The 26,931-nt window shown below is 70.4% G+C and carries 28 protein-coding genes and 1 pseudogene; 12 read left to right on the top strand and 17 right to left on the bottom strand.

Going from position 1 to position 26,931, the window contains the following annotated elements:
* Nucleotides 1-123 precede the first annotated feature (123 nt).
* From ACIQ6Y_RS38015 to clpS, 7 genes are all read right to left on the bottom strand, one after another.
* Complete coding sequence (locus ACIQ6Y_RS38015; RefSeq protein WP_404047076.1) at nt 124-1,074, bottom strand: PLP-dependent cysteine synthase family protein; 951 nt, start codon at nt 1,072-1,074, stop codon at nt 124-126.
* A gap of 6 nt (nt 1,075-1,080) precedes the next feature.
* A complete protein-coding gene (locus tag ACIQ6Y_RS38020; protein WP_404047079.1) occupies nt 1,081-1,359 on the bottom strand; it encodes a MoaD/ThiS family protein in 279 nt (92 codons plus the stop codon).
* A gap of 114 nt (nt 1,360-1,473) precedes the next feature.
* Nucleotides 1,474-1,569 (bottom strand): putative leader peptide, encoded by a 96-nt coding sequence (locus ACIQ6Y_RS38025; protein ID WP_343234080.1) that lies wholly within the window; start codon nt 1,567-1,569, stop codon nt 1,474-1,476.
* Nucleotides 1,570-1,648: 79 nt separating this feature from the next.
* Complete coding sequence (locus tag ACIQ6Y_RS38030) at nt 1,649-2,071, bottom strand: Mov34/MPN/PAD-1 family protein (protein ID WP_404047082.1); 423 nt, start codon at nt 2,069-2,071, stop codon at nt 1,649-1,651.
* Between the two features lie 146 nt (nt 2,072-2,217).
* The gene (locus tag ACIQ6Y_RS38035) at nt 2,218-3,636 is read right to left on the bottom strand and encodes an amino acid permease (RefSeq protein ID WP_404047085.1); all 1,419 of its coding nucleotides are present in this window, start codon (nt 3,634-3,636) and stop codon (nt 2,218-2,220) included.
* Nucleotides 3,637-3,987: 351 nt separating this feature from the next.
* Entirely contained in the window at nt 3,988-4,581 is a 594-nt protein-coding gene (locus ACIQ6Y_RS38040) for a DUF2017 domain-containing protein (RefSeq protein ID WP_404047087.1), read from the bottom strand.
* Between the two features lie 12 nt (nt 4,582-4,593).
* The gene (gene clpS / locus ACIQ6Y_RS38045; protein WP_404047366.1) at nt 4,594-4,959 is read right to left on the bottom strand and encodes an ATP-dependent Clp protease adapter ClpS; all 366 of its coding nucleotides are present in this window, start codon (nt 4,957-4,959) and stop codon (nt 4,594-4,596) included.
* Nucleotides 4,960-4,966: 7 nt separating this feature from the next.
* On the opposite strand from clpS, the gene ACIQ6Y_RS38050 reads away from it, so the two are divergent.
* Both ACIQ6Y_RS38050 and ACIQ6Y_RS38055 read left to right on the top strand, forming a co-directional pair.
* The gene (locus ACIQ6Y_RS38050) at nt 4,967-6,298 is read left to right on the top strand and encodes a nicotinate phosphoribosyltransferase (RefSeq protein WP_404047090.1); all 1,332 of its coding nucleotides are present in this window, start codon (nt 4,967-4,969) and stop codon (nt 6,296-6,298) included.
* Between the two features lie 132 nt (nt 6,299-6,430).
* On the top strand, nt 6,431-7,018 hold the full coding sequence (locus tag ACIQ6Y_RS38055) for an isochorismatase family protein (protein ID WP_404047093.1): 588 nt from the start codon (nt 6,431-6,433) through the stop codon (nt 7,016-7,018).
* On the opposite strand, the gene ACIQ6Y_RS38060 is transcribed toward ACIQ6Y_RS38055, so the two are convergent.
* Together ACIQ6Y_RS38060 and ACIQ6Y_RS38065 are read right to left on the bottom strand one after the other, a co-directional pair.
* Nucleotides 7,011-7,373 carry a hypothetical protein gene (locus ACIQ6Y_RS38060; RefSeq protein ID WP_404047096.1) on the bottom strand — a complete coding sequence of 121 codons (363 nt, stop codon included), beginning with the start codon at nt 7,371-7,373 and terminating at the stop codon, nt 7,011-7,013. The two genes, ACIQ6Y_RS38055 and ACIQ6Y_RS38060, sit on opposite strands and share 8 nt — an antisense overlap.
* A gap of 120 nt (nt 7,374-7,493) precedes the next feature.
* Nucleotides 7,494-9,839: an immune inhibitor A domain-containing protein gene (locus tag ACIQ6Y_RS38065; protein WP_404047098.1), complete on the bottom strand. Its 2,346-nt coding sequence runs from the start codon at nt 9,837-9,839 to the stop codon at nt 7,494-7,496.
* Between the two features lie 359 nt (nt 9,840-10,198).
* Between ACIQ6Y_RS38065 and ACIQ6Y_RS38070 the strand changes: the two genes are divergently transcribed.
* Complete coding sequence (locus ACIQ6Y_RS38070) at nt 10,199-10,459, top strand: hypothetical protein (RefSeq protein ID WP_404047100.1); 261 nt, start codon at nt 10,199-10,201, stop codon at nt 10,457-10,459.
* Between the two features lie 60 nt (nt 10,460-10,519).
* Here the strand turns inward: ACIQ6Y_RS38070 and ACIQ6Y_RS38075 are convergent, their stop codons facing one another.
* Together ACIQ6Y_RS38075 and ACIQ6Y_RS38080 are read right to left on the bottom strand one after the other, a co-directional pair.
* On the bottom strand, nt 10,520-11,215 hold the full coding sequence (locus tag ACIQ6Y_RS38075) for an RDD family protein (protein ID WP_404047103.1): 696 nt from the start codon (nt 11,213-11,215) through the stop codon (nt 10,520-10,522).
* Nucleotides 11,216-11,288: 73 nt separating this feature from the next.
* Complete coding sequence (locus tag ACIQ6Y_RS38080; protein ID WP_404047105.1) at nt 11,289-12,872, bottom strand: RDD family protein; 1,584 nt, start codon at nt 12,870-12,872, stop codon at nt 11,289-11,291.
* A gap of 254 nt (nt 12,873-13,126) precedes the next feature.
* Between ACIQ6Y_RS38080 and ACIQ6Y_RS38085 the strand changes: the two genes are divergently transcribed.
* Complete coding sequence (locus tag ACIQ6Y_RS38085; RefSeq protein ID WP_404047108.1) at nt 13,127-13,603, top strand: SsgA family sporulation/cell division regulator; 477 nt, start codon at nt 13,127-13,129, stop codon at nt 13,601-13,603.
* Between the two features lie 17 nt (nt 13,604-13,620).
* Here the strand turns inward: ACIQ6Y_RS38085 and ACIQ6Y_RS38090 are convergent, their stop codons facing one another.
* Complete coding sequence (locus tag ACIQ6Y_RS38090) at nt 13,621-15,027, bottom strand: FAD-binding oxidoreductase (protein WP_404047110.1); 1,407 nt, start codon at nt 15,025-15,027, stop codon at nt 13,621-13,623.
* Nucleotides 15,028-15,119: 92 nt separating this feature from the next.
* Here ACIQ6Y_RS38090 and ACIQ6Y_RS38095 point away from each other — a divergent pair, with 92 nt between their 5' ends.
* Nucleotides 15,120-16,523, top strand: coding sequence for a tetratricopeptide repeat protein (locus ACIQ6Y_RS38095; protein WP_404047113.1), 1,404 nt, complete (start codon nt 15,120-15,122; stop codon nt 16,521-16,523).
* On the opposite strand, the gene hppD is transcribed toward ACIQ6Y_RS38095, so the two are convergent.
* Nucleotides 16,520-17,665 (bottom strand): 4-hydroxyphenylpyruvate dioxygenase, encoded by a 1,146-nt coding sequence (gene hppD, locus ACIQ6Y_RS38100; protein WP_404047116.1) that lies wholly within the window; start codon nt 17,663-17,665, stop codon nt 16,520-16,522. The two genes, ACIQ6Y_RS38095 and hppD, sit on opposite strands and share 4 nt — an antisense overlap.
* 122 nt (nt 17,666-17,787) lie before the next feature.
* Between hppD and ACIQ6Y_RS38105 the strand changes: the two genes are divergently transcribed.
* The 7 genes from ACIQ6Y_RS38105 (at nt 17,788) to ACIQ6Y_RS38135 (ending at nt 22,809) form a co-directional block, all read left to right on the top strand.
* On the top strand, nt 17,788-18,264 hold the full coding sequence (locus ACIQ6Y_RS38105; RefSeq protein WP_404047118.1) for an Lrp/AsnC family transcriptional regulator: 477 nt from the start codon (nt 17,788-17,790) through the stop codon (nt 18,262-18,264).
* Nucleotides 18,265-18,293: 29 nt separating this feature from the next.
* Nucleotides 18,294-18,941, top strand: a complete 648-nt coding sequence (locus ACIQ6Y_RS38110) for an ABC transporter permease (protein WP_404047120.1) — start codon at nt 18,294-18,296, stop codon at nt 18,939-18,941.
* Nucleotides 18,934-20,178, top strand: coding sequence for a betaine/proline/choline family ABC transporter ATP-binding protein (locus tag ACIQ6Y_RS38115; RefSeq protein WP_404047123.1), 1,245 nt, complete (start codon nt 18,934-18,936; stop codon nt 20,176-20,178). The genes ACIQ6Y_RS38110 and ACIQ6Y_RS38115 overlap by 8 nt, the downstream gene beginning before the upstream one ends.
* Entirely contained in the window at nt 20,175-20,984 is an 810-nt protein-coding gene (locus tag ACIQ6Y_RS38120) for an ABC transporter permease (protein ID WP_404047126.1), read from the top strand. Before ACIQ6Y_RS38115 ends, ACIQ6Y_RS38120 begins: the two co-directional genes overlap by 4 nt.
* Entirely contained in the window at nt 20,981-21,949 is a 969-nt protein-coding gene (locus ACIQ6Y_RS38125) for a glycine betaine ABC transporter substrate-binding protein (RefSeq protein WP_404047129.1), read from the top strand. Before ACIQ6Y_RS38120 ends, ACIQ6Y_RS38125 begins: the two co-directional genes overlap by 4 nt.
* Before the next feature lie 100 nt (nt 21,950-22,049).
* On the top strand, nt 22,050-22,622 hold the full coding sequence (locus ACIQ6Y_RS38130) for an ArsR/SmtB family transcription factor (RefSeq protein ID WP_404047132.1): 573 nt from the start codon (nt 22,050-22,052) through the stop codon (nt 22,620-22,622).
* Nucleotides 22,623-22,635: 13 nt separating this feature from the next.
* Complete coding sequence (locus ACIQ6Y_RS38135; RefSeq protein ID WP_404047134.1) at nt 22,636-22,809, top strand: hypothetical protein; 174 nt, start codon at nt 22,636-22,638, stop codon at nt 22,807-22,809.
* Here ACIQ6Y_RS38135 and ACIQ6Y_RS38140 read toward each other — a convergent pair.
* The 4 genes and pseudogenes from ACIQ6Y_RS38140 to ACIQ6Y_RS38155 form a co-directional block, all read right to left on the bottom strand.
* Nucleotides 22,806-23,597 (bottom strand): S16 family serine protease, encoded by a 792-nt coding sequence (locus tag ACIQ6Y_RS38140; RefSeq protein ID WP_404047137.1) that lies wholly within the window; start codon nt 23,595-23,597, stop codon nt 22,806-22,808. The two genes, ACIQ6Y_RS38135 and ACIQ6Y_RS38140, sit on opposite strands and share 4 nt — an antisense overlap.
* Nucleotides 23,598-23,699: 102 nt before the next feature.
* Nucleotides 23,700-24,341 carry an IclR family transcriptional regulator gene (locus ACIQ6Y_RS38145; protein ID WP_404047140.1) on the bottom strand — a complete coding sequence of 214 codons (642 nt, stop codon included), beginning with the start codon at nt 24,339-24,341 and terminating at the stop codon, nt 23,700-23,702.
* Between the two features lie 355 nt (nt 24,342-24,696).
* Nucleotides 24,697-26,487: a DEAD/DEAH box helicase gene (locus ACIQ6Y_RS38150; protein ID WP_404047142.1), complete on the bottom strand. Its 1,791-nt coding sequence runs from the start codon at nt 26,485-26,487 to the stop codon at nt 24,697-24,699.
* A gap of 174 nt (nt 26,488-26,661) precedes the next feature.
* Nucleotides 26,662-26,902, bottom strand: a pseudogene (locus ACIQ6Y_RS38155) (type II toxin-antitoxin system death-on-curing family toxin); the annotation flags it as partial.
* Nucleotides 26,903-26,931 lie beyond the last annotated feature (29 nt).

The following is a 26,931-nucleotide window of genomic DNA, read 5'->3' on the forward strand; positions in this document are numbered from 1 at the left end:
CAACCGACGACAACGCCGCTGGGGGTCCCCCCACGCCCTTAAGGCAGTGGGGGAGTGCGTGCCGGACCCCGCGACGCCGGCATGATCCGGAAGACAGGCCCTAGGGCCTGCCTCGCGTCGGCGTCACGCCCAGAGTTGGCCCTGCAGCGTCTCGATCGCTTCCTCCGTCGTCGCCGCCGTGTAGACGCCCGTCGAGAGGTACTTCCAGCCTCCGTCGGCCACGACGAACACGATGTCCGCCGGCTCGCCGGCGGCGAGGGCCTTGCGGCCGACGCCGATCGCGGCGTGCAGCGCGGCGCCCGTGGAGACGCCGGCGAAGATGCCCTCCTGCTGGAGCAGCTCGCGGGTGCGGGTCACCGCGTCGGCGGAGCCGACGGAGAAGCGGGTGGTGAGGACCGAGGCGTCGTAGAGCTCGGGGACGAAGCCCTCGTCGAGGTTGCGCAGGCCGTAGACCAGGTCGTCGTAGCGCGGCTCGGCGGCGACGATCTTCACGTCCGGCTTGTGCTCCCGGAGAAACCGGCCTACGCCCATCAGGGTGCCGGTCGTGCCGAGGCCCGCCACGAAGTGGGTGATCGAGGGGAGGTCCGCGAGGATCTCCGGGCCGGTCGTGGCGTAGTGGGCGCCCGCGTTGTCCGGGTTGCCGTACTGGTAGAGCATCACCCAGTCGGGGTGCTCGGCGGCGAGTTCCTTGGCGACGCGCACGGCGGTGTTGGAGCCGCCCGCGGCCGGCGAGGAGATGATCTCCGCGCCCCACATGCCGAGCAGGTCCCGGCGCTCCTGGGAGGTGTTCTCGGGCATCACGCACACCATGCGGTAGCCCTTGAGCTTGGCCGCCATGGCGAGCGAGATGCCCGTGTTGCCGGAGGTCGGCTCCAGGATGGTGCAGCCGGGCGTCAGACGGCCGTCCTTCTCCGCCTGCTCGATCATGTGCAGGGCGGGGCGGTCCTTGACCGAGCCGGTGGGGTTGCGGTCCTCCAGCTTGGCCCAGATGCGGACGTCGGCGGACGGCGACAGCCGCGGCAGGCGCACCAGAGGGGTGTTGCCCACCGCGGCCAGCGGAGAGTCGTAACGCATCGCTGATCAGGCCATGCCGCCGGCCACGGCCGGCAGGATCGTGACGCTGTCGCCGTCCGTGAGCTTGGTGTTGATGCCGTCGAGGAAGCGGACGTCCTCGTCGTTGAGGTAGACGTTCACGAAGCGGCGCAGCTGCTCGCCGTCCACGATGCGGGCGTGGATGCCCGCGTGCCGGGTCTCGAGGTCGGTGAACAGGTCGGCGAGGGTGTCACCGCTGCCCTCCACCGCCTTCTGACCGTCGGTGTACTGGCGGAGGATGGTCGGGATGCGGACCTCGATGGCCATGGCTGTGGGCTCCTGTCGGGAGTGGATGACGTCGGTGGGCGCGCGGCGGCGCGGATGATGCGGGGTGGTGCGGTGAGCGCCGCGGCTCCACGGCCGTACGGCGGCAGGGCAGCGTCAACAGATGGAGCTGGCGAGCCTGCACAGGTCGACGTGCAGCCGCGCCACGAGCAGCATGCCCGGCGTCTTGTCGCTCACGTCGTTCAGAACCATGCGCTCATCGTATCGATTCCCGTCCCGGGTCCCGGAGTGTGATCTCGCATGCTGGATGATTTCTGACCGGATAACGGAATCAGTAGGTCTCCACGATCCTGACCTCCTCTTCCGTCACCTCGCCCTCCACGATCCGGTACGAGCGGAACTGGAAGTCGCCGAGGCCGTCGGTGTCGGCCGTGGACACCAGGACGTAGTGCGCACCGGGCTCGTTGGCGTACGAGATGTCCGTACGGGAGGGGTATGCCTCGGTCGCGGTGTGGGAGTGGTAGATGATCACCGGCTCCTCGTCGCGGTCGTCCATCTCGCGGTAGAGCTTGAGGAGATCACCCGAGTCGAACTCGTAGAACGTGGGCGACATCGCGGCGTTCAGCATCGGGATGAAGCGCTCGGGGCGGCCGGTGCCCGCCGGGCCCGCGACGACGCCGCACGCCTCGTCGGGGTGGTCCTTGCGCGCGTGGGCGACGATCTGGTCGACGAGGGCCTGGGTGATGGTCAGCATGTCCGAAAGGATAAGCAGAAGGGCCGTTCCGTACCGAGGGATGGTACGGAACGGCCCATATGCCGGACGTCCTGAGCGGCAGCCGCCCGGGGACTCCACGAGTGTCCCCGGGCGGCCGGACGTCCTGGGAGGAACGTCTGGGAAGGTCAGCCGACCTTCTCGAGCTCCGGCTCGCGGCGCTCGGCGACCTGCGGGTTGCGCGCCTTCAGCACGAACCAGCCGATGATCAGCGCGACGGCCCAGCCGGCCATGACGTACAGGCTGACCCGGGAGTCCTTGTCGTAGGCGATGAGGCCCGTGACGAAGAGCAGGAACGCGATGGCGACGTAGGAGCACTTCGCGCCGCCCGGCGCCGGGAAGGAGGAGGCGGGCAGCCGGCCCGCGTCGACCGCGCGGCGGTACAGGACGTGGCTGACGAGGATCATGAGCCAGGTCCAGATGCCCGCGCCGGTGGCGACGGAGGTGACGTAGCCGAAGGCCTTCTCCGGGACGATGTAGTTCAGGACCACACCGATGCTCATGAAGAGCACCGAGACGAAGATGCCGAGCGCGGGCGTCTTCGTGGAGGACAGCTTCTCGAAGACCCTGGGGGCCTCGCCGCTCGCGGCCAGGTTCCGCAGCATGCGGCCCGTGGAGTACATGCCGGAGTTGCAGGACGACAGGGCCGCGGTGAGGACGATGAAATTGACGATTCCGGCGCCCGCCGGGATGCCGATCTTCGCGAAGGCCTCGACGAACGGGCTGACGCCCGGCGCGAACTCGGTCCACTTCACCACGCACAGGATGACGGTGAGGGCACCGACGTAGAACAGCGCGATGCGCCAGGGCAGGGTGTTGATCGCCTTGGGGAGGGTCTTCTCCGGGTTCTCCGACTCGCCGGCCGTGACACCGACCAGCTCGACCGCGAGGTAGGCGAACATGACGCCCTGCAGGGTCATCAGGGACGAGCCGATGCCCTTGGGGAAGAAGCCGTCGAACTCCCACAGGTTCGAGACGGCGGCGGTGTCACCGGCCGAGCTGAAGCCGAAGGTGAGCACGCCGAGGCCGATCACGATCATGCCGATCAGGGCCGTGACCTTGACCATCGAGAACCAGAACTCCAGCTCGCCGAAGAGCTTGACGGAGATCAGGTTCACCCCGAAGAGGATCACCAGGAAGACCAGCGCCGTGACCCACTGCGGGATCTCCGGGAACCAGTAGTGGACGTAGAGCGCGGTGGCCGTCAGCTCGGACATGCCGGTGACGACCCACATCAGCCAGTACGTCCAGCCGGTGAAATAGCCGAAGAACGGGCCGAGGAACTCGCGGGAGTACTCCGCGAAGGAGCCCGAGACCGGGCGGTACAGGAGCAGCTCGCCCAGTGCGCGCATGATGAAGAAGATGATCACGCCGGCCACGGCGTACATCAGGATGAGGCTGGGGCCCGCCTTGGCGATGTTCGACCCGGCCATCAGGAACAGGCCGACGCCGATGGCGCCGCCGATCGCGATCATCTGGACCTGACGGCTGCCGAGCCCTCGCTCGTAGCCCTCTTCAGGAACCTCGGTGACCTTCTCAGAGGTCATGTGTCGTGCGCCTTTCTCCATGCCGATCAAAGGCCTCTCGTCGGCCTCGGATCGGGTCTCGATCCCCCCGGATTGATGGAGCTGAGCAGACTGTGCGGGCCTGCCCAATGCCTGGCCGGCGGTCGCCGGCTCGGTGGCGCACCCGGCGGAACAAGGGTGGTGTTCGCCGGGCGGTCGTGAAGATTTATCACGGCCGCAACATTGATCGCCCGGCCCTCTTGTGACGTATTGCACAGGAAGAAGCGGACCAATCGGACATAAACGGGGCGTAAGTGGCCGTCCCTTTGACGGGATCGTTATCCGGATCTGAGCGTCCGCTGAGCGAACGCAACGCAGGTCACACCCGGACGGTCAGGGCATCAGGGTGGAGACGAGGGTCTCCTGCAGCCCGCCCAGCCAGAGGTAGGCCATCACCATCGGCTTGCGCGGGTCCTCGTCGGGCAGCCGGTAGAGCAGGTCGGTGTCGTCCTCGTCGGTGATGTCCAGCCGGGAGCCGATCGCGAGGCGCAGGTCGTTGAGCGCGCCCAGCCACTGCCGGGACTCCTCCGGCGACAGCTTCAGCACGGCCCCGCCGTCCCCGACGAGGTTCAGCGCGTCCAGCGAGCGGATCACCGCGAGGGCGTTCTCCCGCTTGCCGGCCCGGAGGTCGTTCTCGGTGTAGCGGCGGAACTCGGCGGAGTGGGCCCGCTGCTCCTCGTCCTCGCTCGGCGCCTCGGGGTCGCTGTAGGCGTCCGGGAACAGCCGGCGCAGCACCGGGTCGGACGGGGGCTCGCTGGGCCCCTCGGCGAACAGCTCGGCGAGCGGGTCGGCGTCGTCGTCCTCGGCGGGGCCGGGGCCGATCAGCTCCAGGAGCTGCACGGCCAGCGACCGGATGATGGAGATCTCGACGTCGTCGAGGGCAACGGCCGCGCCGCCGCCGGGGATCGGTTCGAAGGTGCCAGGCATCGGGGAGGTCGTCTACTTCCGGTCCTGCTGGAGGGTGGCCCACAGTCCGTAGCCGTGCATGGCCTGCACGTCGCGCTCCATCTCCTCGCGGCTCCCGCTGGAGACGACCGCCCGGCCCTTGTGGTGGACGTCGAGCATGAGCTTGGTGGCCTTGTCCTTGGAGTAGCCGAAGTACGTCTGGAAGACGTACGTCACATAGCTCATGAGGTTGACCGGGTCGTTGTGGACGATCGTGACCCAGGGGACGTCGGGCTCCGGTACGGCAGAGACCTCCTCCGCCGACTCGGTGCGTTCGATCTCGATGGGAGCGGCTGACGTCACAGTCCCATGCTGCCATGCCCGCGATAAATCGTCACACTGACGAAATGGGGGTAGCATGCCCGGCATGAACACAGCGGACCTTGGGCTGCCGGTGGATGTTCCCTCGACGGCGCTCTTCACGGACCAGTACGAGCTGACCATGCTCCAGGCCGCCCTGCGGGCCGGGACGGCGGACCGCAGGTCGGTCTTCGAGGTCTTCACGCGCAGGCTGCCCGAGGGCCGCCGCTACGGCGTCGTGGCGGGGACCGGGCGGGTCCTGGACGCCGTCGAGAACTTCCGCTTCGACGCGGGCGTCCTCGCGTTTCTCCGCGAGCGCGGGATCGTCGGCGAGGAGACCCTGGAATGGCTGGCCGGTTACCGCTTCTCGGGTGACATCTGGGGCTACGCGGAGGGCGAGGTGTACTTCCCCGGCTCGCCGATCATGCGGGTCGAGGGCTCCTTCGCCGAGTGCGTGCTCCTGGAGACGGTGATCCTGTCGATCCTCAACCACGACTCGGCGATCGCCGCGGCCGCCTCCCGGATGTCCTCGGCCGCGGGCGACCGCCCGCTGATCGAGATGGGCGCCCGCCGCACCCACGAGCTGTCCGCCGTCGCCGCCGCCCGCGCCGCCTACGTCGGCGGCTTCGCCTCCACCTCCGACCTCGCCGCGGGCTTCCGCTACGGCATCCCGACCGTCGGCACCTCCGCGCACGCCTTCACCCTGCTGCACGACCGCGAGCGCGACGCCTTCCGGGCCCAGGTGGACTCCATGGGCCGCGGCACGACCCTGCTGGTGGACACGTACGACGTCACCGAGGCCGTCCGTACCGCGGTGGAGGTCGCCGGGCCCGAGCTGGGCGCGGTGCGCATCGACTCCGGTGACCTGCTGCTGGTCGCGCACCGGGTGCGCCAGCAGCTGGACGAGCTGGGCGCGACCAACACGAAGATCATCGTGACGTCCGACCTCGACGAGTACGCGATCGCGTCGCTGGCGGCGGCTCCGGTGGACGCGTACGGCGTCGGTACGCAGCTGGTGACCGGGTCCGGGCATCCGACCTGCTCGATGGTGTACAAGCTGGTCGCGCGGGCGGAGTCGGGGGACCCGAAGGCGCCGCTGGTGCCGGTGGCCAAGAAGGCGTCCGGCGGCAAGACGTCCATCGGCGGGCGCAAGTGGGCCGCGCGCAGGGTGGACGCCGAGGGGGTCGCCGAGGCGGAGGTCGTCGGAACGGGGGCCGTCCCGGCGGAGCTGGCGGACCGGCAGCTCCTGGTCGAGCTGATCAAGGGGGGCGCCGTGGTGGCTCGCGAGCCGTTGGACGTGGTGCGGGAGCGGCATGTCGCAGTTCGGGACGGGTTGCCGTTGTCGGCTACGCAGCTGTCTCGGGGGGAACCCGTGCTTCAAACCGAGTACGTGCGCTGAGACCGTGTGAGGCTGCGGATTCGCCGTGGTCGCTCGCGCAGTTCCCCGCGCCCCCAAGAAGGCCCTCTCCCCTTGACCGCCTCGAATCACTAGGCTTGCTTGTTTCCGGCCGTTCGTCGAAGGACATCCACCATGCGTCGCGCCTTGATCGTCGTCGATGTGCAGAACGACTTCTGCGAAGGGGGGAGCCTCGCGGTGGCCGGAGGTGCCGATGTGGCGGCGGCCATCACCGAGCTGATCGGACAGGCTCCGGCCGGGTACCGGCATGTGGTGGCCACGCGTGACCACCACATCGCGCCCGGCGGCCATTTCGCCGACAACCCCGACTACGCGCACTCCTGGCCCGCGCACTGTGTGGCGGGCACGGAGGGCGTGGGCTTCCACCCGAACTTCGCGCCGGCCGTCGCCTCGGGCGCCATCGACGCCGTGTTCGACAAAGGCGCGTACTCCGCGGCCTACAGCGGCTTCGAGGGCACCGACGAGAACGGCACCTCGCTGGCCGACTGGCTCAGAGCCCGGGAGATCGACGAGGTGGACGTCGTCGGCATCGCCACCGACCACTGCGTACGGGCCACCGCCCTGGACGCGGCCCGCGAGGGCTTCCGCACCCAGGTGCTGCTCGATCTGACGGCCGGCGTCGCCGAGGAGAGCACCGGCCGCGCCCTGGAGGAGCTGCGCGCGGCCGGGGTGGAACTGACGGGCAAGCCGGTCGTCAGCTGACCATGGGGCCGCCGGCGGGCTGCTGGAGCGGCCCCGCCGGGCGTCTGAGCAGGCTGCGGATGGGGTGCCAGAGCTCGCCGACGACGGTGACACCGTTGTCGGGGGCGGTGCGCCATATGAGGCCGTCCGGGTGGTGCAGGACGGCCGTGATCTCGTCCGGGCTCGGCGGGGCCGCGTTGCCGCGCAGGTAGACCGCCCTCAGGCCCAGATTGCGCAGCCTGGTCAGGGCGCGCGCCCGGTTCTGGGCGAGGACGAGGACCCGCACCGCGGCGGAGCCCTCGGCGGCGGGGCTGGGCAGGTTCAGCGCCACCACCACGCTGCCGTTCGGCAGCTTGCAGAAACCTCCTGCGGCCATGCAGTCACACCCCCGTGCGCACCGGTGTCAATAAGAAATCCACAGCACGCACCTAAACACGATCGGCGGCAACCCGCCAGGGGTTACCGCCGATACGCCTGTGACCTGCAGTGATGCGGTTTACTTCACCGCGGGCGACACCTGGAGCAGGATCGAGGAGCCGTTCGTGGCCTCCTTGAGGATCCGGATCTTGGTGTTGGTGTCAGTGATCTTGACACCCACGCGCGGGTTGTTCACGTCGTAGTAGCTGTGCAGGTGGTCGTTGAAGATCGACACACCCTTCAGCGACGGGACGGTGGTCACCTTGTCCGCCTTGTGCAGCGTGATGCTGTCGGTCGGGTAGAGGCTGAACGGCGAGTCGTAGGACTGCATGCGGGCACGCATCAGGGTGCCGTCGGACCACTTCAGCTGGGCCGGGTGGGCGTCGACCGGCAGCAGCAGACCGGCACCGGGGTGCTGGCTGGTGTTGTTGTCCGTCTGCGAGGTGTCCCACTTCCAGATCAGCAGACCGTTCTGGTACGGGTAGTGCTCCACCCAGGACGGCTTCGAGGCGAAGCCGAAGTTGTACGGGCCGACCTTGAGGGTCTTGTCGTACGACACGTACTGGCGGTTCTCCGCGATGTAGAACTGGTCGTACTGCGCGGTGAAGGAGGCGCCGACGCGGTCGAAGCCCTTCTTCGCCCAACCGGCGTCGTCGGTCTCGGCGTTGTCCGTGAACAGCGCGGTGCCGTCGGCGACGACGGAGATGTTGTCGGCCGTGAAGCCCTTCAGCGAGGTGCCGCCGTCCGTCTGGTAGCGGAAGCGCAGGTCGAACTTCTTGCCCGCGTAGGCGTCCAGGGAGTACGACAGCTTCTTCCAGCCGTCGACCGTGCCGGTCAGGGCCGGCTTGTCGCTGCCGTCACGGGTGATCGGCTGGCCGTCCACCGTGCCGTCCAGGACGGTCCAGTTGGTGCCACCGTCGGTGGACACCTCGGCGTAGAGGTAGTCGTAGTCCTTCTCGATCTCGTACCAGCCGTCGAGGTTCAGCGCCGCCGACGTCTTGCCGGTCAGGTCGACCGAGCGGGTGAGGGTGTTGCGCAGGTCGTCGCCCCGACCGCCCCACCACTGCTTGGCGCCGCCGGCCGGGGGCACGATCTCGGTGGTGACGGCCTTCTTGGGCAGCTTCACCACGAGCGCCTGGGCGTTGCGGTTGTTGTACTCGGCGACGCCCAGCTTGTGGCGGGAGTTCTTGCCGGCCGTGGCGGTCTCGAAGTCGAGCCAGCCGAGCTGCAGCTTGTCCCAGGCGGTCATGTCGCCGGGCATGTCACCGATGGTGTCCTTGCCCGTGCCGAGCCAGGAACCGGAGGACATCAGGGTCCAGAACCCGGTGGAGTTCTCGCCGCCCTGGGTGTCGTAGTGGTCCGGCAGACCGAGGTCGTGGCCGTACTCGTGGGCGAAGACACCGAGGCCGCCGTTCTCCGGCTGGATGGTGTAGTCGCCGACCCAGACGCCGGTGGAGCCGATCTGCGTGCCGCCGAGCTTGTTGCCCTCGGGGCCGGTGGCGCCGGCGTCGGTGCCGAAGGCGTACCAGCGGTGGGCCCAGATCGCGTCCTCGCCCTGGGCGCCGCCGCCCGCGGACTCGTCCTCACCGGCGTGGACGATCTGGAAGTGGTCGATGTAGCCGTCGGCCTCGTTGAAGTTGCCGTCGTTGTCGTGGTCGTAGCGGTCCCACTGGTCGTAGCCGGCCAGCTTCGCCTTGATCTCGGCGTCGGTCTTGCCGGCGGCCTTCTGGCCGGCGACCCACGCGTTGACGCCGTCCTGGACGGCGAACCAGGCACAGTTGTCCGGGTCGCAGGCGTTGGAGCCGTAACGGGCCTCGTTGTACGGGACCTTGACCCAGTCCTGCACCTCGCCCTCGACCGAGTAGCGGCCCGAGGACTGCTTCTCGTAGTAGGTCTTCATCGAGGCGGTGCCGTGGCCGAAGTACAGGTCCTGGAAGTGCTCGCGGCTGTAGTCCGCCTGCCAGGCCGTGCTGTTGTCCTCGGCGCGGTTGGGCTGCTCGATCTTGTTGTGCAGCGGGCCGGGCGTGCCGCCGTAGCGGCTGTCGACCTGGTCGCCGAACTCCACCAGGATGGTGAAGATCTTGTCGGTCTTCTCCCGGCCGAGCTCGACGTACTTGTCGCCGCGACGGCTCTCCAGTTCGACGACCTGCGAGCCGCCGCGGTTCTGGATTTCCGCCTTGCCGGAAATGACCTGCTTCAGGGCTTCTTCGCGCTGAGCGGCCTGGGTCTTGCTGAACGGGCCCTCGAGGTCGTGCTCCTGCTCGAGAACCTTGGGAGCCGCCGGGTCCCGGCGGTCGGCGGCGGGTGCCTTGGGGGCACCGGCCGAGTCGGCCTGGGCCACGGCGAACGTCGAGAACGTCGCGGTGGCCGCAGCGAGCGCAACGGCGGTCGCCGCGGCTCTGAACGTCCAGGGTCTGCTGGTCACTTGAGATCCTCCCCCGCGTCCGCGCGCACGGAAGGAAGGGGTCCTGGTCATGGAGGGGCGCCCGCGCGCGTGATCAACGCGTGTTCAAGTGACGACATTGGACTAGAGGTTGCGCGGAAAAGACAGATCTTGACTTGAGCAGGTCAAGTGCACTATGCGGATGCACCGCCTCGCTCAGCGAACGCCGGGCCCGACATCCCGTCATATTCAACGGGCGCATGCATATGTCCAGCTGATGGACGGCATGACTCGGTGCGCCCCCTGTGCACCGGCCCTGTAGGGAAGGTCACGCTTACCCCCCGTTCCGGTCGGGCATGCAGGCGGTGAGCCTTGCCCCCGCTTCCGAGGACACGATTGCCATGCCTCGTCCGACTGCCGCACAGCTCGTCTACGGTTCGTGCACCGTGATCCTGTCCACGCTCGCCATGCTGCTGCTGTCCGGGGCCGGTTCGGCCGCGGGTGTCGCAGTGGTCGCCGCCGTCGCGCTCACGCTCGGGCTGCTGGTCTCCCTGGCCGTGCCGGCGCGCACGCCCGCGCGGCCGACGCGTCCGGCCGCGGTGACGCGGCCGTCGCCCGCCCAGCAGGAGCCGGTGGCGGCGTCGGTCGCCGCCGACAACTGACGGCGCAGGTAAGCGAAAAGGGGCGGCTCGGCCTGATCCACCCCTTTTCTTCCCGCTCGTTCAGCCGTTGGTGCTGACCACGACCGTCTTGGCCGCCTTGTCGTGCAGGCCCTGCTTGTAGGGCTTGTCGAAGAAGCTCCAGCCGCCGCAGATCGCCGTCCACAGACAGGCGCAGCAGAACGCGAACGGCACCCACAGCACCGCCGATCGGATCAGCGTGGCCTGCACCGAGGGCGTCGCGCCGTTCTCCAGGTTGGCCACACGCAACCTGAGCCACTTCTTGCCGAGCGTCTGGCCCGTCCTGGCGATCATGAAGGTGTCGTACGCGATGTAGAGGACGGCCGCGACCAGGGACTGCCCGAAGGACTTGCCGACCTCGACGTCGTCGGCGTCCACGTCGTAGTTGTCGACACCGAAGCCCCAGGTGAGCAGCCACACGACGATGGCCACGAGGATCATGTCGACGATCCTCGCGAGGGTGCGCCTGCCGCTGTCCGCGAGCGGCGGCATGCCGGCCAGCGGGTCGGCCGGGTAACCGCCCCCGCCGTAGGCATCACCGCCGCCGTAGGGGCCACCACCGCCGTACGGACCTCCCGGGGGCGGGGGCTGACCGCCGTACGGGGGAGGCTGCGCGCCACCGCCGCCCGGCGGCACGTCGTACGGCGAGCCCGAGCCCTCACCGGGCGGGGGCTGCTTCCTGAACGGGTCGTCCTCCGGCGGCTGGCCGCCGGAGCCGGGGGGCGGTTCGGTGCTCATGGCCCGAGTGGACCGCGAGGGCCCCGGCGGCGCATCCGGCGCGCGGCCGTCCGGGCTACCCGGTCGTCCGTTGCTACCCGGCCACGAAGGTGTGCGCCGCCTTGTCGTGCCAGCACTGGCGCCACGGGCGGTCGAACAGGCCCCACAGGACGCCGATCACGCCGAAGCAGAGCAGGCCGGGGACGCTGTAGACCAGCCAGCGGCGCAGTGCGGCGCCGAACGCGGGGGGCTCGTGCGCCTCGATGTCGCGCACCTCCAGGCCCAGCGCCCGCTTGCCCAGCGTGCGGCCCCACTTGGCGGTGGGCAGCGCCTCGTAGAGGACGCCGGTCAGCAGCAGGACGGCCAGCACGACGCCGAGGTAGGCCGACGTGGTGCCGTCCAGCAGCCAGACGGTGACCGTCTGCCCGGACAGCTTGGCCTCGTCGATCTTGCCCTGCACGTGGTCCAGCGCCTTGGTGCCGAGGGGCACGGCGGCCGCCGCGGTGACGCCCGCGACGACGACGGTGTCGATCAGCCGGGCCGCCAGCCGCTTGCCGAGCCCCGCCGGGCGGGCCGAGGCCTGCCGGCGTGCCGCCGCCTGGAAGATGTCCTCCACGGGCGGCTTCCAGGGCGCGACGGGCTGCTCCTCCCCCGGCCCTGCCGCGAGGCGGTGCACCTGCTGGGCCCAGGAGGACTGGCCCCCGCCGGGGCCGGTGGTGAGCGGGGAGCCGGCCGCCACCGGGGCAGGCTGCGGCGAGCCCACCGACTGCGGGGGGACGCCCGGGGTGGGCTGCGGGGCCGAGGGTGCGGAGGCGGACTGCGGGCCGGAAGGCGCAGCACCGGCCTGGGCGTTGCCCTGCGGGGCGATCGGCGCAGCACCGGCCTGCGGGGCCGAGGGTGCGGAGGCGGACTGCGGGCCGGAAGGCGCAGCACCGGCCTGGGCGTTGCCCTGCGGGGCGACCGGCGCAGCACCGGCCTGCGGGGCGGCGGCCGCTCCCGACGGGCCCTGGCCCCCGGCCCGCTCGGCGGCGGCCTTGCCCGCGGCGAAGCCGGGTGCTCCCGCGCGCGGGGAGACGGCCCGGAAGGTCATGGTCCCCTCGTCGGAAGGACCGGGACGGGAACCGGCCCCCGCGGAGGCGGCAGCGGAACCGCCGGCCCCGCCCGCGAAGCGAGGGCCGCCGCCCGGGCTGTCCGCGCCGGGGGCACTCGTACCCGAACCGGTGACGCCCGGACCGCCGGCCGGGCCCGCCGGGGGCTGCTCGGCGCCCGCCGTCGGGCGGCGGAAGACGAAGGTGTTGCCGCTGTCGGCGTCGGGCGCGTCGGCGGGGACGCGCGGGTCGGCGCCCGGGGCGCCCCAGGAGACACGGCGGTCCTGTTCGCCGCCGAAGCCGGACTGCCGGGTGCGGTCGGCGCCCCACGCGGAGGCCGGCTCGGCCGGAGTCTGCTCCGGTTGCGGGTCCTCGTCGAAGAAGTGGGGGCCGGTCTCCTCCACGGCGGGCGGCGGCGTCGCCATGCCCGGCGGCGGTGCGAGCGGCTCGCCGTCGGACGGCGCCGGGCGGCTGGTGCCGGGCACCCAGGCAGAACCGTTCCAGTAGCGGACGTATCCGGGAATGGAAGGGTCCGGGTAGTAGCCCTCGCGGGGCCGGTCGTCACCGGGGGCCGGGGTTGGGGCGCTCATGTCCGTCGTCCCGTATCTGCTCGGGGGTCGTATGGGGGCCTCCACATCTATCAGACGCGCGCAACCGGCAGGGCCCGTCCCGCAGGACCGACTCCTTTCCGGGCAACGCCGTACCCCCATCTCCACGCAGCCCGGAAAAAAATTTCTCAGAACCCGCGTAATGCTCCGGGCCCACCCCGCTCTCCACTCGTACGGGCCCGCCCCTGGGCCAGCGTGAGACCCGTACGCCAGACCCGTACGAGGAAGGAACGGACATGCACAACACCGTCGTGGAGCGCGAGCTGGAGCTCAAGCTCATCCTGTCGCCTGAGCGCAGCATCCCGGTCCCGGCCCGGCTCGGCTACCGCACCGACGACCCGTTCGCGGTGCAGATCACCTTCCACATCAACTCCGAGCACCCGGTGCACTGGACCTTCGCCCGTGAACTGCTGGTGGAGGGCGTGTTCCGGCCCTGCGGGCACGGGGACGTGCGGGTGTGGCCGACCAAGGTGGCGGGGCGCAGCGTCGTGCTGATGGCGCTCAGCTCGCCGGACGGCGACGCCCTGCTGGAGGCGCCCGCCGCGCAGGTGTCGTCCTGGCTGGAGCGCACGCTGCGGGTGGTCCCGCCGGGCTCCGAGGCGGAGCAGCTCGGCATCGACGACGGCCTCGCCGAGCTGCTGGCGCCGACTCCGGCCGACGACCTGTGGCTGCGCGACCCGTGGCCGTCGGACGAGTCGCTGGACGGGGAGTGAGCCGTCGGCCGGGTGGTTCAGAGCACCTTGCCCGGGTTGAGGATGCCCAGCGGGTCGAAGACCTGCTTGATCTGCCGCTGCATCTCCACCCCGACGGGGCCGATCTCGCGCGCCAGCCATTCCTTCTTCAGGACGCCGACGCCGTGCTCGCCGGTGATGGTGCCGCCGAGTTCCAGGCCGAGGGCCATGATCGCGTCGAAGGACTCGCGGGCGCGCCGGGACTCGTCGGGGTCGGTGGCGTCGAAGCAGACGGTGGGGTGGGTGTTGCCGTCGCCGGCGTGGGCGACGACGCCGATGGTGAGGGCGTACTTGTCGGCGATGCGCTCGACGCCCGCGAGCATGTCGCCGAGCCTGGAGCGCGGTACGCACACGTCGTCGACCATCGCCGTGCCCTTGAGGGCCTCCAGCGCGGTCAGCGACAGCCGGCGGGCCTTGAGGAGCAGCTCGGACTCGGCGGGGTCGTCGGCGGGCACGACCTGGGTGGCTCCGGCGGCCTCGCACAGGGCGCCGACGGCGGCGAGGTCGGCGGCCGGGTCGTGGCTGTCGAACGCGGCGAGCAGCAGCGCCTCGGTGCTGTCGGGCAGCCCCATGCGGGCGAGGGCGTTGACCGACTTGACGGTCGTACGGTCCATCAGTTCGAGGAGGGACGGGACGTGTCCGTCGGCCATGATCCGGCAGACGGCGTCGCAGGCGGCGGCCGCGGAGGCGAACTCGGCGGCCAGCACGAGCTGCTGGGGCGGCTGCGGCTTCAGGGCGAGCGTGGCCCGTACGACGATGCCCAGCGAGCCCTCCGAGCCCACGAACAGGCGGGTGAGGTCGTATCCGGCGACGCCCTTGGCGGTGCGGCGGCCGGTGGACATCAGGCGGCCGTCGGCGAGTACGACGTCCAGGCCGAGGACGTACTCGGCCGTCACGCCGTACTTCACACAGCACAGGCCGCCCGACGCCGTGCCGATGTTGCCGCCGATGGTGCACATCTCCCAGCTGGAGGGGTCGGGCGGGTAGGCGAGGCCGTGTTCGGCGACCGCACGGGAGAGGGCGGCGTTGACGACGCCCGGTTCGACGACGGCGATGCGGTCGACCGGGTCGATCTCCAGGATGCGGTCCATCTTGGTGAGGGACAGGACGATGCAGCCGTCGGAGGCGTTGGCCGCGCCGGACAGGCCCGTGCGGGCGCCCTGCGGGACGACGGGCACGCGGAGTTCGGTCGCGGTGCGCATGACGTGCTGGACCTGTTCGACCGTACGGGGCAGGACCACCACGGCGGGGACGCCGGCCGGGCAGAAGCTCGCCATGTCGTGGGCGTAGGACGCGGTGACGTCCGGGTCGGTCAGGACGGCCTCGGCCGGGAGGCCCGCGCGCAGCCGGTCGGTGAGGTTGCCCTGCGCCTCGTCGGGCGCGGCTTCGATACGGCTCATGATCACAGCCTGGCACCCGGGGCCATCGGTGTGAACCCCGCGGGCGGCGCCCCTGGGCTGCCCGGGTGCGGTCGTCGTACTGACGCACAGTGAGCGGCATGGAGAGCGAGGAGAAGGCTGCTCGGCTGCGGGCGCGCCTGGCGAACGGGGTGGTCGTCGGGGCGCTGGTGGGGTGTCTGGGGTTCGGCGGCTGGCTGATGGCGCTGCCGCCGGACGGGCGGGACGGGGCGGTGGGGTCGCCGGGGCCGCTCGCGTTGGCGCAGACGGCGGTCACGGCCGGGGTGCCGGCCGCGCTGCCCGATCTGGCGGCGCTGATCGCCGACCGGGAGGCGCACCTGCGCGGGCATCCGAAGGACTCCGAGTCATGGGCGGTGCTCGGGGCGGCGTACGTGGAGCAGGGGCGGCGGCTGGCCGACGCCGAGTGGTTCCCGCGGGCCGAGCGGGCGCTGCGGACCTCGCTGCGGGGCCGCAGGAACGCCTCCGCGCTGGAGGGCCTCGCCGTGCTGGCGAACGCCCGCAGGGATTTCCGTACCGCGCGCGGGTACAGCGAGGCCGCGCTCAGGGCGGATGCCCGGCGCTGGACGGCGTACGGGCCGCTGATCGAGGCGTGCACCGGGCTGAACGACCACAAGGCGGCGAAGCGGGCCCTCGACCGGCTGCTGGAGCTGCGCTCCGGCCCGGCCGTGCAGGCGCGGGCTGCGGCCGTGTACCGGGACCGGGGCTGGCGCGAGGACGCGGCGGCGGCGCTGTCGGACGCGGCCGCGGCGGCCCGCACCCCGGCCGAGCGGGCGGCGTGGCTGGAGCGGGGCGGGCAGCTGGCGTTCGAGCGCGGGGACCGCGAGGCGGCGCTGAGGCACTTCCAGGAGGCGCTGCGCACGGACCCCGACCAGCGGGCCGCGCAGGCCGGTCAGGGGCGGGCGCTGGCGGCCCTGGGGCGCACGACGGAGGCGCTGAGCGCCTACCGGGCGGCGCTGGAGAAGCAGCCGGTGCCGCAGTACGCGCTGGAGCTGGGCGAGTTGTACGAGTCGCTGGGGCTGGGGCAGGCGGCGCGGGTGCAGTACGACCTGCTGCGCGAGCGGGTGCGGGCGGCCGGCGCGGGCGGGGTCGACGAGGAGCTGGTGCTCGGCGTGCTGGAGGCGGACCACGGGGATCCGGCGGCGGCCGTACGGCGGTTGCGGGCGGAGTGGCGGCGGCAGCCGGGGATCGCGGTGGCGGACGCGCTGGGCTGGGCGCTGCACCGGGCCGGGCAGGACGAGGAGGCGCTCGCCTTCGCCCTTCGGGCGACGGACGCGGAGCACGGAGGCGGGGTGCGCAGCGCGCTGTACACCTTCCACCGCGCGATGATCGAGCGGGACCTGGAGATGGTCGGTCCCGCCCGGCGCCATCTTCAGGAGGCGCTGCGGATCAATCCGTACTTCTCGCCTCTGCACGCGCCGGTGGCCCGCCGGGCGCTGGACGCGCTCGGCGAGCCACCGAAGACACCGCTGCCTGAAATGCGTTAGAGGTTCCCGCGCTTGGCCTGCTCGCGCTCGATCGCCTCGAACAGGGCCTTGAAGTTGCCCTTGCCGAAGCCCATGGAGCCGTGCCGCTCGATGAGCTCGAAGAACACCGTCGGGCGGTCCTGGACCGGCTTGGTGAAGATCTGCAGCAGGTACCCGTCCTCGTCGCGGTCGGCGAGGATCTTCAGCTCGCGCAGCGTGTCGACCGGCACGCGGGTGTCGCCGACCCACTCGCCGAGGGTGTCGTAGTAGGAGTCCGGGGTGTCGAGGAACTGGACTCCGGCCGCGCGCATGGTGCGGACGGTGGCGACGATGTCGTTGGTGTTCAGCGCGATGTGCTGGACGCCGGCGCCGCCGTAGAACTCCAGGTACTCGTCGATCTGGGACTTCTTCTTGGCGATGGCGGGCTCGTTGATCGGGAACTTGACCTTGAGCGTGCCGTCGGCGACCACCTTGGACATCAGGGCGCTGTACTCAGTGGCGATGTCGTCACCCACGAACTCCTTCATGTTCGTGAAGCCCATGACCTTGTTGTAGAAGCCGACCCACTCGTTCATCTTGCCGAGCTCGACATTGCCGACGCAGTGGTCGATGGCCTGGAAGGTGCGCTGGGCGGGCGGCTCGACCATCGGCTTGGCGGTGACGTAGCCGGGCAGGTAGGGGCCGTCGTAGCCGGAGCGGTCGACGAGGGTGTGGCGGGTCTTGCCGTAGGTGGCGATCGCGGCGAGGACGACGGTGCCGTGCTCGTCCTTCAGCTCGTACGGCTCGGCGACGGAGGTGGCGCCGTGCTCGATCGCGTAGGCGTACGCGGCGCGGGCATCGGGGACCTCGATGGCGAGGTCGACCACGCCGTCGCCGTGCTCGGCCACGTGCTCGGCGAGGAAGTGGCCCCAGGGGGTGGCGGCCTTGATCACCGAGGTGAGCACGAACCGGGCGGAGCCGTTCTCCAGCACGTAGCTCGCGGTCTCGCGGCTGCCGTTCTCCGGTCCGGAGTACGCGACCAGCTTCATGCCGAAGGCGGTGGAGTAGTAGTGCGCCGCCTGCTTGGCGTTGCCCACGGCGAAGACGACCGCGTCCATTCCCTTGACCGGGAAGGGATCGGCCTGCCGGGCGGTGTCGGGAGTGTGGTGTGTGGTCTGCGTCATAGCCGAAGCCTCGCGCCGACCTGCAAGGTGCGCAATAGTTCGCGTATTCACTGGGCAATCTGTGCAGTGACCGGCCCGTAGTGGCGGACTTTCTGTACAGGATGACCACCCGGGAGGGACTTGTGGCGATCGATCATCTGGACGGCCGGATCATCGTGCTGCTGGCGCGCGAGCCGCGCATCGGGGTGCTGGAGATGTCCCGGCGCCTCGGCGTGGCGCGCGGCACGGTGCAGGCGCGCCTGGACCGGCTTACGTCGAATGGAGTCATCCGCGGCTTCGGTCCCGAGGTCGATCCGGCGGCCCTCGGCTACCCGGTCACGGCGTTCGCCACGCTGCAGATCCGGCAGGGCCAAGGGGCCGATGTGCGGGCGCACTTGGCGACCGTGCCGGAGGTGCTGGAGCTGCACACCACGACCGGCAGCGGGGACATGCTGTGCCGGCTGGTGGCCCGCTCGAACGCCGATCTCCAGCGTGTGATCGACCTGGTCGTCGGTTTCGATGGGATCGTCCGGGCCTCCACCGCGATCGTCATGGAGAACCCCGTTCCGCTGCGGGTCATCCCGCTGGTGGAGCAGGCCGCGGAGGACCGGAGGGAGTGATTCTTAAGCCGACCTTGGGGTGAGCGCGCTTGAACTTCTGGGAGTACCTCGGCAACCGCCACCAGCAACTGCTCACGGACGCCTTCCAGCACGCCAGCGCCGTGTTCCAGTGCATGGTCGTGGCGACCGTGCTCGGGGTGCTGATCGGTGTCGTCACCTATCGCAGCGACTGGGCCGGGAACCTGGCCACCATCGCCACGTCCACCGTGCTGACCATTCCGTCGCTGGCGATGATCGGTCTGCTCATCCCGGTGGTCGGGCTCGGTGTGCCGCCGACGGTGATCGCCCTGATCCTCTACGGGCTGCTGCCGATCGTGCGCAACTCGATCGTCGGCCTGCGCGGGGTCGATCCGTCCCTGGTGGACGCCGCGAAGGGCATCGGGATGTCCCGGCTGATGCGGCTGGCCCGGGTGGAGCTGCCGCTGGCGTGGCCGCCGATCCTGACCGGCATCCGGGTCTCGACACAGATGCTGATGGGCATCGCGGCCATCGCCGCCTATGCCTCCGGGCCCGGCCTCGGCAATGAGATCTTCCGCGGGATCGCATCCCTGGGCAGCAAGAACGCGCTCAACCAGGTGCTCGCGGGCACGCTCGGGATCATCGTGCTGGCCCTGTTGTTCGACGCCGTGTACGTCCTGATCGGGCGGCTGACGATTCCGAGGGGGATCCGTGTCTGATGTGGATGCATCGACCACCGGTGCCACGATCGAGCTGGAGAACCTCACCAAGCGGTATCCCGGCAATCCGCAGCCGTCCGTCGACAACGTCAACATGGAGATCAAGGCGGGCGAGACGGTCATCTTCGTCGGGCCGTCCGGCTGCGGTAAGTCAACGACGCTCAAGATGATCAACAGGTTGATCGAGCCGTCCAGTGGTCGCATCCGGATCAACGGTGAGGACGTGACGGACATCGATCCGGTCAAGCTGCGCCGCAAGGTCGGCTACGCGATCCAGTCGGCCGGCCTGTTCCCGCACATGACCGTCGCCCAGAACATCGCGCTGGTGCCGAAGATGATCGGCTGGTCCAAGGGCCGCATCAAGGACCGTGTGGAGGAGCTGCTGGACCTGGTGGGCCTGGACCCGGGCGAGTTCCACGGCCGCTATCCGCGCCAGCTGTCCGGCGGCCAGCAGCAGCGGGTCGGGGTGGCACGGGCGCTGGCCGCGGACCCTCCGGTGCTGTTGATGGACGAGCCGTTCGGTGCGGTCGACCCGATCACGCGTGACCATCTCCAGGACGAGTTGATCAGGCTGCAGCACGAACTGCACAAGACGATCGTGTTCGTCACCCATGACTTCGACGAAGCGATCAAACTGGGCGATCGGATCGCGGTTTTGCGCGAACGATCACACATCGCTCAGTTCGACACCCCCGAGGCGATTCTGACCAACCCGGCCGACGATTTCGTCTCCGGTTTCGTCGGCGCCGGTGCGGCCCTGAAGCGGCTCAACCTCACCCGCGTGCGGGACGTGGAGATCACCGACTATCCGACAGTGACCGTGGACACCCCGCTGCAGGAGATCTTCCTGATGCTGCGCTCCAGCGGCACCAACGAGATCCTGCTGCTCGACAAGCGCGGCCGCCCCTACAAGTGGCTTCGGCGCGGGGACCTGATGCGGGCCAAGGGCTCGCTCGCCCGCGCGGGCACGCTCGTGCACGACACGGTGACCCGGGACGCGACCCTGCGCGACGCGCTGGAGGCGGTGCTCACCGACAACGCAGGCCGGGTGGCGGTGACCGGGCGGCGCGGGGAGTACACCGGCGTGGTCGACATGGAGACGCTGATGAACTCCGTGCACGAGCTGCTGGAGGCCGACCGGCTGGACGCCATGGAGCACCAGCACGAGCTGGAGGAGGCGCGGGCCGAGCGCACCCACGCGGAGCAGGAGGGCTTCTCAGGGGAGGGGAAGGCGTGAGCACACCCGAGCTTCAGGAGCAGGAGCAGGAGGCGGAACGCACGCCGCCGCCGAGTCCGCCGCAGCGCAGGCGGGTCACCTGGCAGAAGCTGACCTTTCTGCCGGTGTTCCTGGTCGTCGTGCTGCTCGCCACCTGGCTGTGGTTCCAGCAGGCCGACCTCGACACCATCTCCGAGAACGCGCTGTCCGACGGGCAGGTGTCCAAGGCGCTGTGGCAGCACGTCCAACTCACCGTGATCTCGACGTTCTTCGTGCTGGTCATCGCGGTCCCGCTCGGCATCCTGCTGACCCGTGGGGCCCTGCGGCGGGCCACCCCGCTGGTGATGGCCGTCGCCAACATGGGCCAGGCGACCCCCGCGATCGGCCTGCTCGCGCTGCTGGTGATCTGGCTGGGCATCGGCCGCAGGGCCGCCCTGATCGGCATGATCGCCTACGCCGTGCTGCCGGTGCTGTCCAACACGATCGCGGGCCTGCGCGCCAACGACCCCACCCTGCTGGAGGCGGCCCGGGGTATCGGGATGTCGCAGCTCGGGGTGCTGACGAAGGTGGAGCTGCCGCTGGCGGTGCCGCTGATCCTGGCCGGTGTGCGGACGGCGCTCGTCCTCAACGTCGGCACCGCCACGCTTGCGACCTTCGGCGGAGGCGGCGGCCTGGGCGTGCTGATCACGGCCGGGATCACCAACCAGCGCATGCCCGTGCTGGTGCTCGGCTCGATCCTGACCATCGCACTCGCCCTGCTGGTGGACTGGCTCGCGTCGCTGGCCGAACTGATGCTGCGGCCGCGCGGACTGGAGGCCGGACGATGAGGCGGGCCGCACTCCTCGCACCGGCCGTGCTGCTGGCCGCGCTGATGCCCGGCTGCGGCCTGACCAGCGGCTCCCCCATGGTCGACGACGTAAGGCCCGGCTCGATCGGGAAGGGCGAGCCGCTCAAGGGCGCCCAACTGACCGTTACCTCCAAGTCGTTCACCGAGAGCCTCATCCTCGGCGCGATCATGGGCATCGCCTTCGAGGCGGCCGGCGCGGACGTCCTGGACCGGACCGGCATCCAGGGCTCCATCGGCGGGCGCGAGGCGGTCCTCAAGGGCGACGCGGACGCCATGTACGAGTACACGGGCACGGCGTGGATCACGTACCTGGGCAACAGCGAGCCCATCGACGACCCGCAGCGGCAGTGGGAGGCCGTGCGCAAGGCCGACGTGAAGAACGGGCTGACCTGGCTGCCGCCGTCGCGGCTGAACAATACGTACGCGCTGGCGATGAACCAGGACAACTTCAAGAAGTACGGCACGAAGACGCTGTCCGACGTGGCCGCGCTGGCGAAGTCCGACCCGAAGGCCGTCACCCTGTGCGTGGAGAGCGAGTTCGCCAACCGCGCGGACGGGCTGCGGGGCATGCAGGAGCTGTACGGGATGAACGTACCGGCGTCCCGGATCACCCAGATGGACACCGGGATCATCTACACCCAGGCCGAGAAGGGCAGTTGCACCTACGGCGAGGTGTTCACCACCGACGGGCGCATCAAGTCGATGCACCTGGAGGTCATGGCCGACGACAAGAAGTTCTTCCCCAACTACAACGCCGCGCCCGAGATCAACTCCAAGACCTATCGGAAGTGGCCGGCCATCGCGGACGTGCTCGCCCCGGTGACGAAGAAGCTGGACAACGCGGTGGCGCGGGAGCTGAACGCGCGCGTGGACGTGGACGGGGAGGATCCGCACGCGGTGGCGCTGGACTGGATGACGGACGAGGGGTTCGTGAAGGAGGGCTGAGGGGCTCCGCGACCGGCGTGAGCGGACCAAGAAGGCTTACAAAGAACTCGTTGCAAAGAACCCCTTGCAGAGGTTTCTTTGCAAGGCTACCTTTGCATGCATGGACGAGCCCCAGGAACCGCAGGTCCGCACCCTCGACGCCCGCTCGCTGCGCGGGCTCGCACATCCGCTGCGCATGCAGCTGCTCGACGCACTCCGCTTCGGCGGACCCGCCACCGCCTCCCAACTCGCCGAGAAACTGGGCGAGTCGAGCGGGTCGACCAGCTACCACCTGCGCCAGCTCGCCACCTACGGCTTCGTCGAGGACGCACCCGAGCACGGCAAGGGCCGGGAGCGGTGGTGGCGGGCGGCCGTCCGGGGCCTGGAGTTCGACGACACCCTGCTGCACGACCCGAATCCCGCCGTGCGAGGCGCCGCCGACCTCTATCTGCACGAGGTGGCGAACACCCACGCCCGTGAGCTGTCCACCTGGCTCGGCAATCGTCACACCTTGTCGGAGGAGTGGAACCGGGCCACCGACATGAGCAGCATGACGCTCCGGCTCACCCGGGAGCAGACGCAGGAGCTGATCGAGCAGATGCACGCTCTCGTCGACCGCTTCCGCGACAAGGACGACCCGGACGCGAAGACGGTCCGCGTCCACACGCACGCCTTCCCGCTCATCACCGACTGAGAAAGGCACACCGATGACGACGCCCGACCTCGCCCGCTACACCCGCCTGCGCACCGAGGCCGACACCCACCGCCTCGCCCAGGACGCCCACCGCCCCGCCGACCTGCGCGAGCGTCTCGGTTGGACCCTCGTCGAGGTGGGGCTGCGCCTCGCCGCCCCGCAGCAGCGCCCGGCGCTGGCGCGTTAGCAGCTCGGCACGGACCCCTTGCCGGTCTCCAGGGCCACCAGCGCGTCGACCGCGCCCTTCAGGGTGGTGACCGGGATCAGGCGCAGGCCCTCGGGAAGCTCCGAGCGGGCGTCGGAGCACTCGGCCTTCGGGACCAGGAAGACCGTCGCGCCGTCGCGCTTGGCGGCCTGGGTCTTCAGGGCCACACCGCCGACGGCGCCGACCCGGCCGGCCGCGTCGATGGTGCCCGTGCCGGCGATGACGCGGCCGCCGGTCAGATCGCGGCCGGGGCCGTCGCCGTTCAGCTTGTCGACGACGCCCAGGGAGAAGAGCAGACCCGCGCTGGGGCCGCCGACGTCGGCGAGCTTCAGGGTCACCTTCACATCGTCGGCGTCCAGCTTGAGGTAGTTCAGGGCGGCCTCGGCTGCGGCGTCCTGGGACTGCTTCATCTGCTCGGTGTTGTGCCGTTCGATCTCCTCGACCGTGTCACCGCTCGGATAGACCGAGTCGCGCGGCATGACCGCCCGGTCGGTGCGGAACCAGCTGTCCAGCACATCGGCGAGGGACACCCGCGTGTCCGGGCTGGTCGCCTCGATCGTGGTCATCCGCAGCTCGCCGTGCGTCTCATCGGTCCGGGCGCCGGAGATCGTGATCACCGGGTCGCCCTTGTTCTCGCCCAGCACGTTCGCCGTCATCCCCGGCTGCGCCACCGAGAACGGCAGCGGCGCGAACGCGGCCGTGGCGAGCAGGGCCACGACGGGGACGGCACAGACGGCGACGGCCTGGGGGCGCGAGAGACGAGAGAGCACGGGGTCAATCTAACGTGACCCCTGAGTGCGGCCGTGCCCGCCCGAGGGCCTCCTGCGAGGGGCTCCTGCGAGGACGAGACGGCCGTCCCGGTGGCGTGGAGATCAGCGCAGGGCCTCGGCGACCTCTCGCGCCGCCTCGACGACCCGCGGCCCCACCCGCTCCGGCACCGCGTCGGCCAGCATGACCACGCCCACACTGCCCTCCACGCCGGTCACCCCCACCAGGGGTGCGGCCGCGCCGCTCGCGCCGGCCTCCAGCTCGCCGTGGGTCAGCGTGTAGCCGGGGTCCTCGAAGGGCTTCTGGCGGGCGGAGAGTATCGCCTTGCCGGCGGCGCCCCGGTCCAGCGGATGCCGGAAGCCCGCGCGGTAGGCGACGTGATAGTCGGTCCAGGTCGGCTCGACGACCGCGACGGCGAGGGCTTCCGCCCCGTCGACGAGGGTCAGATGCGCGGTCGCGCCGATGTCCTCGGCCAGTGAGCGCAGCGCCGGCAGCGCGGCCTCCCGCACCAGCGGATGCACCTGCCGCCCCAGCCCCAGCACGCCGAGCCCGACCCGGGCACGCCCGCCGAGGTCACGGCGTACGAGTGCGTGCTGCTCCAGTGTGGCCAGCAAGCGGTAGACGACGGTCCGGTTGACGCCGAGTTTGTGGGAGAGCTCGGTAACAGTCAGCCCGTGGTCCGTGTCGGCCAGCAGCTTGAGGACTCTGAGTCCCCGGTCGAGCGTCTGGGAGGTCTCCGCGGTCACGACGCCCACTCCTTAGTGGTGAGGTCGGCAGCCCCCTCGCGGCAGATGCGTCGCCGAGTCCCGTCAGCGACGCGCTTTCAGAGGCCGCCGATCGGCTGACGGCCCGGCTTGTCCGGACCCAGTCGCTTCACGGCTGCGCTCCGCGGCGGCGCTGCCACGGGGCGTGTGCGTAGCGGGACATTAGCGAAGGGGGTTCGCTCAGCGGAAGGCTAAGTCCAGAATCCGGGCAAGGGTCGGAGTGACCTGCTCACCTTTGCCCGGAAACGCCCTGGGGGGCGATGCCCTAGGGGCGCGGGAAACTGCGCGACCAACCACGACGGCGCGGCACCCGAAAGACAACACCGACCAGCCACGGTCACCGCATCCGAGTAGCCCACTCCTGCACCTTGGCGATCCTCTGCCGAAGCTGCCCGGCCGTGGCCTCCGCGCTCGGCGGCCCGCCGCACACCCGCCGCAGCTCGGTGTGGATCACCCCGTGCGGCTTGCCGCTCTGATGGACGTACGCCCCGACCATCGTGTTGAGCTGCTTGCGCAGCTCCATCAGCTCCTTGTGCGTGACGACCGGCCGCCGCTCGGCGGGCATCTCCAGAAGATCGGCCTCCGCGTCCGGCTTCTTGCGGCTGTGCGCGATCTGCCGGGCCTGCCGCTTCTGCAGCAGCAGCTGCACCTGCTCGGGTTCCAGGAGCCCCGGGATGCCGAGGTAGTCCTGCTCCTCCTCGCTGCCCGGGTGGGCCTGCATACCGAACTCGGCGCCGTTGTACATGACCCGGTCGAAGACGGCGTCGGACTCCAGCGCCTCGAACGGCAGCATGTCCTGCTCGCCGGTGTCCTCGTCCTTCTGCTGCTCGGCCTCCTGGAGGAGCTTGTCCTCCTCGGCGTACGGGTCCTCCTCGCCGTCCTTCTTCGGCTTGTCGAGGACGTGGTCGCGCTCGACCTCCATCTCGTGCGCGAAGGTGAGCAGGTCGGGCACGGTCGGCAGGAACACCGACGCCGTCTCGCCCCGCCTGCGCGAACGCACAAAACGCCCGACCGCCTGAGCGAAGAACAACGGTGTGGAGATCGTGGTCGCATACACACCGACCGCGAGCCGGGGCACGTCGACGCCCTCGGACACCATGCGGACGGCGACCATCCACCGGTCGTTGCTGTCGCTGAACTCGTCGATCCGGTTCGAGGCTCCCGCGTCGTCCGACAGCACGAGCGTCGCCTTCGTGCCGGTGATCTCGCGGATCAGCTTGGCGTAGGCGCGCGCGGAGTCCTGGTCGGAGGCGATGACGAGCGCGCCCGCGTCCGGGATGGCCTTCCTGACCTCGGTCAGCCGCTGGTCGGCCGCGCGCAGCACGCTCGGCATCCACTCGCCGCGCGGGTCCAGCGCGGTCCGCCAGGCCTGGCTGATCGCGTCCTTGGTCATCGGCTCGCCGAGCCGGGCCTCGATCTCGTCGCCCGCCTTGGTGCGCCAGCGCATGTTGCCGCTGTAGGACAGGAAGATCACCGGGCGCACGACGTGGTCGGCGAGGGCGGAGCCGTAGCCGTAGGTGTAGTCGGCCGCCGACCGCCGGATGCCGTCCTGACCCTCCTCGTACGTCACGAAGGGGATCGGGTTGGTGTCGGACCGGAAGGGCGTACCGGTGAGCGCGAGCCGGCGGGTGGCGGGCTCGAAGGCCTCCAGGCAGGCCTCGCCCCACGACTTGGAGTCACCGGCGTGGTGGATCTCGTCCAGGATCACCAGGGTCTTGCGCTGCTCGACCCGGTTGCGGTGCAGCATCGGCCGCACCCCGACACCGGCGTACGTCACGGCCACGCCGTGGTACTCCTTGCCGAGCGGGCCCGCGCTGTACTCCGGGTCCAGCTTGATCCCTATCCGCGCCGCGGCCTCCGCCCACTGCTTCTTCAGATGCTCGGTCGGCGCGACCACGGTCACCTGCTGCACGACATGGTGGTGCAGCAGCCAGGACGCCAGCGTCAGCGCGAAGGTCGTCTTGCCTGCGCCGGGCGTCGCGACCGCGAGGAAGTCACGCGGCTGCTCCTGGATGTACTTCTCCATCGCACCCTGCTGCCAGGCGCGCAGCTTGCTCGCGGTGCCCCAGGGGGCGCGGCCCGGGAAGGCCGGCGACAGGTGGTGGGAGTGGGAGGCAGAAGCAGACATAGGTGCGGGCCCGGAGGGCCCTCCGTTGAGGGTGGTGGTGGGTGACGGGCGGGCGGTAGTCACGGTCTCCGTACGGGGGTGGCTCGGCTACGTATGACAACCGGGCCACCCTACCGGCGACCCGGCCCCGTCAACGCGCGAACGACACCCGGTCGCCCGCGGGTGGGACTGACGTCACAGCAGCCGCAGCCGCCCCGCGATCTCCCCCACGTCACTCAGCTCACCCGCGGCCACGGCGACGACCAGGTCGTACGCCGTGTCCTGGTCGCATCCGGTGAGATCGACGCCGTTCACCGCCAGGAACGTGGCCGCCGCCCAGCCATGCCGTGCGCTTGTTGCCGTCGACGAGCGGGTGGTTCGTCGCGAGGGCGTGGAGCAGGGCGGCGGCCTGCTCGTGCAGGTCGGTGTAGGCCTGCTCGCAGGCAGCTACCCCCCCCCGTGAGC

It is taken from the genome of Streptomyces sp. NPDC096205, from assembly GCF_044763135.1.
GTDB lineage: Bacteria > Actinomycetota > Actinomycetes > Streptomycetales > Streptomycetaceae > Streptomyces.

Excerpts from the sequence above, each read along its gene's own strand:
- ACIQ6Y_RS38070 (WP_404047100.1), top strand. The coding sequence starts at position 10,199 with ATGCCTCGTCCGACTGCCGCACAGCTCGTCTACGGTTCGTGCACCGTG.
- ACIQ6Y_RS38025 (WP_343234080.1), bottom strand. The coding sequence starts at position 1,569 with ATGGTTCTGAACGACGTGAGCGACAAGACGCCGGGCATGCTGCTCGTG.
- ACIQ6Y_RS38030 (WP_404047082.1), bottom strand. The coding sequence starts at position 2,071 with ATGCTGACCATCACCCAGGCCCTCGTCGACCAGATCGTCGCCCACGCG.
- ACIQ6Y_RS38135 (WP_404047134.1), top strand. The coding sequence starts at position 22,636 with ATGACGACGCCCGACCTCGCCCGCTACACCCGCCTGCGCACCGAGGCC.
- ACIQ6Y_RS38130 (WP_404047132.1), top strand. The coding sequence starts at position 22,050 with ATGGACGAGCCCCAGGAACCGCAGGTCCGCACCCTCGACGCCCGCTCG.
- ACIQ6Y_RS38015 (WP_404047076.1), bottom strand. The coding sequence starts at position 1,074 with ATGCGTTACGACTCTCCGCTGGCCGCGGTGGGCAACACCCCTCTGGTG.
- ACIQ6Y_RS38125 (WP_404047129.1), top strand. The coding sequence starts at position 20,981 with ATGAGGCGGGCCGCACTCCTCGCACCGGCCGTGCTGCTGGCCGCGCTG.
- ACIQ6Y_RS38035 (WP_404047085.1), bottom strand. The coding sequence starts at position 3,636 with ATGACCTCTGAGAAGGTCACCGAGGTTCCTGAAGAGGGCTACGAGCGA.
- clpS (WP_404047366.1), bottom strand. The coding sequence starts at position 4,959 with ATGCTACCCCCATTTCGTCAGTGTGACGATTTATCGCGGGCATGGCAG.
- ACIQ6Y_RS38050 (WP_404047090.1), top strand. The coding sequence starts at position 4,967 with ATGAACACAGCGGACCTTGGGCTGCCGGTGGATGTTCCCTCGACGGCG.
- ACIQ6Y_RS38020 (WP_404047079.1), bottom strand. The coding sequence starts at position 1,359 with ATGGCCATCGAGGTCCGCATCCCGACCATCCTCCGCCAGTACACCGAC.
- ACIQ6Y_RS38055 (WP_404047093.1), top strand. The coding sequence starts at position 6,431 with ATGCGTCGCGCCTTGATCGTCGTCGATGTGCAGAACGACTTCTGCGAA.
- ACIQ6Y_RS38085 (WP_404047108.1), top strand. The coding sequence starts at position 13,127 with ATGCACAACACCGTCGTGGAGCGCGAGCTGGAGCTCAAGCTCATCCTG.
- hppD (WP_404047116.1), bottom strand. The coding sequence starts at position 17,665 with ATGACGCAGACCACACACCACACTCCCGACACCGCCCGGCAGGCCGAT.
- ACIQ6Y_RS38080 (WP_404047105.1), bottom strand. The coding sequence starts at position 12,872 with ATGAGCGCCCCAACCCCGGCCCCCGGTGACGACCGGCCCCGCGAGGGC.
- ACIQ6Y_RS38095 (WP_404047113.1), top strand. The coding sequence starts at position 15,120 with ATGGAGAGCGAGGAGAAGGCTGCTCGGCTGCGGGCGCGCCTGGCGAAC.
- ACIQ6Y_RS38040 (WP_404047087.1), bottom strand. The coding sequence starts at position 4,581 with ATGCCTGGCACCTTCGAACCGATCCCCGGCGGCGGCGCGGCCGTTGCC.
- ACIQ6Y_RS38075 (WP_404047103.1), bottom strand. The coding sequence starts at position 11,215 with ATGAGCACCGAACCGCCCCCCGGCTCCGGCGGCCAGCCGCCGGAGGAC.
- ACIQ6Y_RS38060 (WP_404047096.1), bottom strand. The coding sequence starts at position 7,373 with ATGGCCGCAGGAGGTTTCTGCAAGCTGCCGAACGGCAGCGTGGTGGTG.
- ACIQ6Y_RS38150 (WP_404047142.1), bottom strand. The coding sequence starts at position 26,487 with ATGTCTGCTTCTGCCTCCCACTCCCACCACCTGTCGCCGGCCTTCCCG.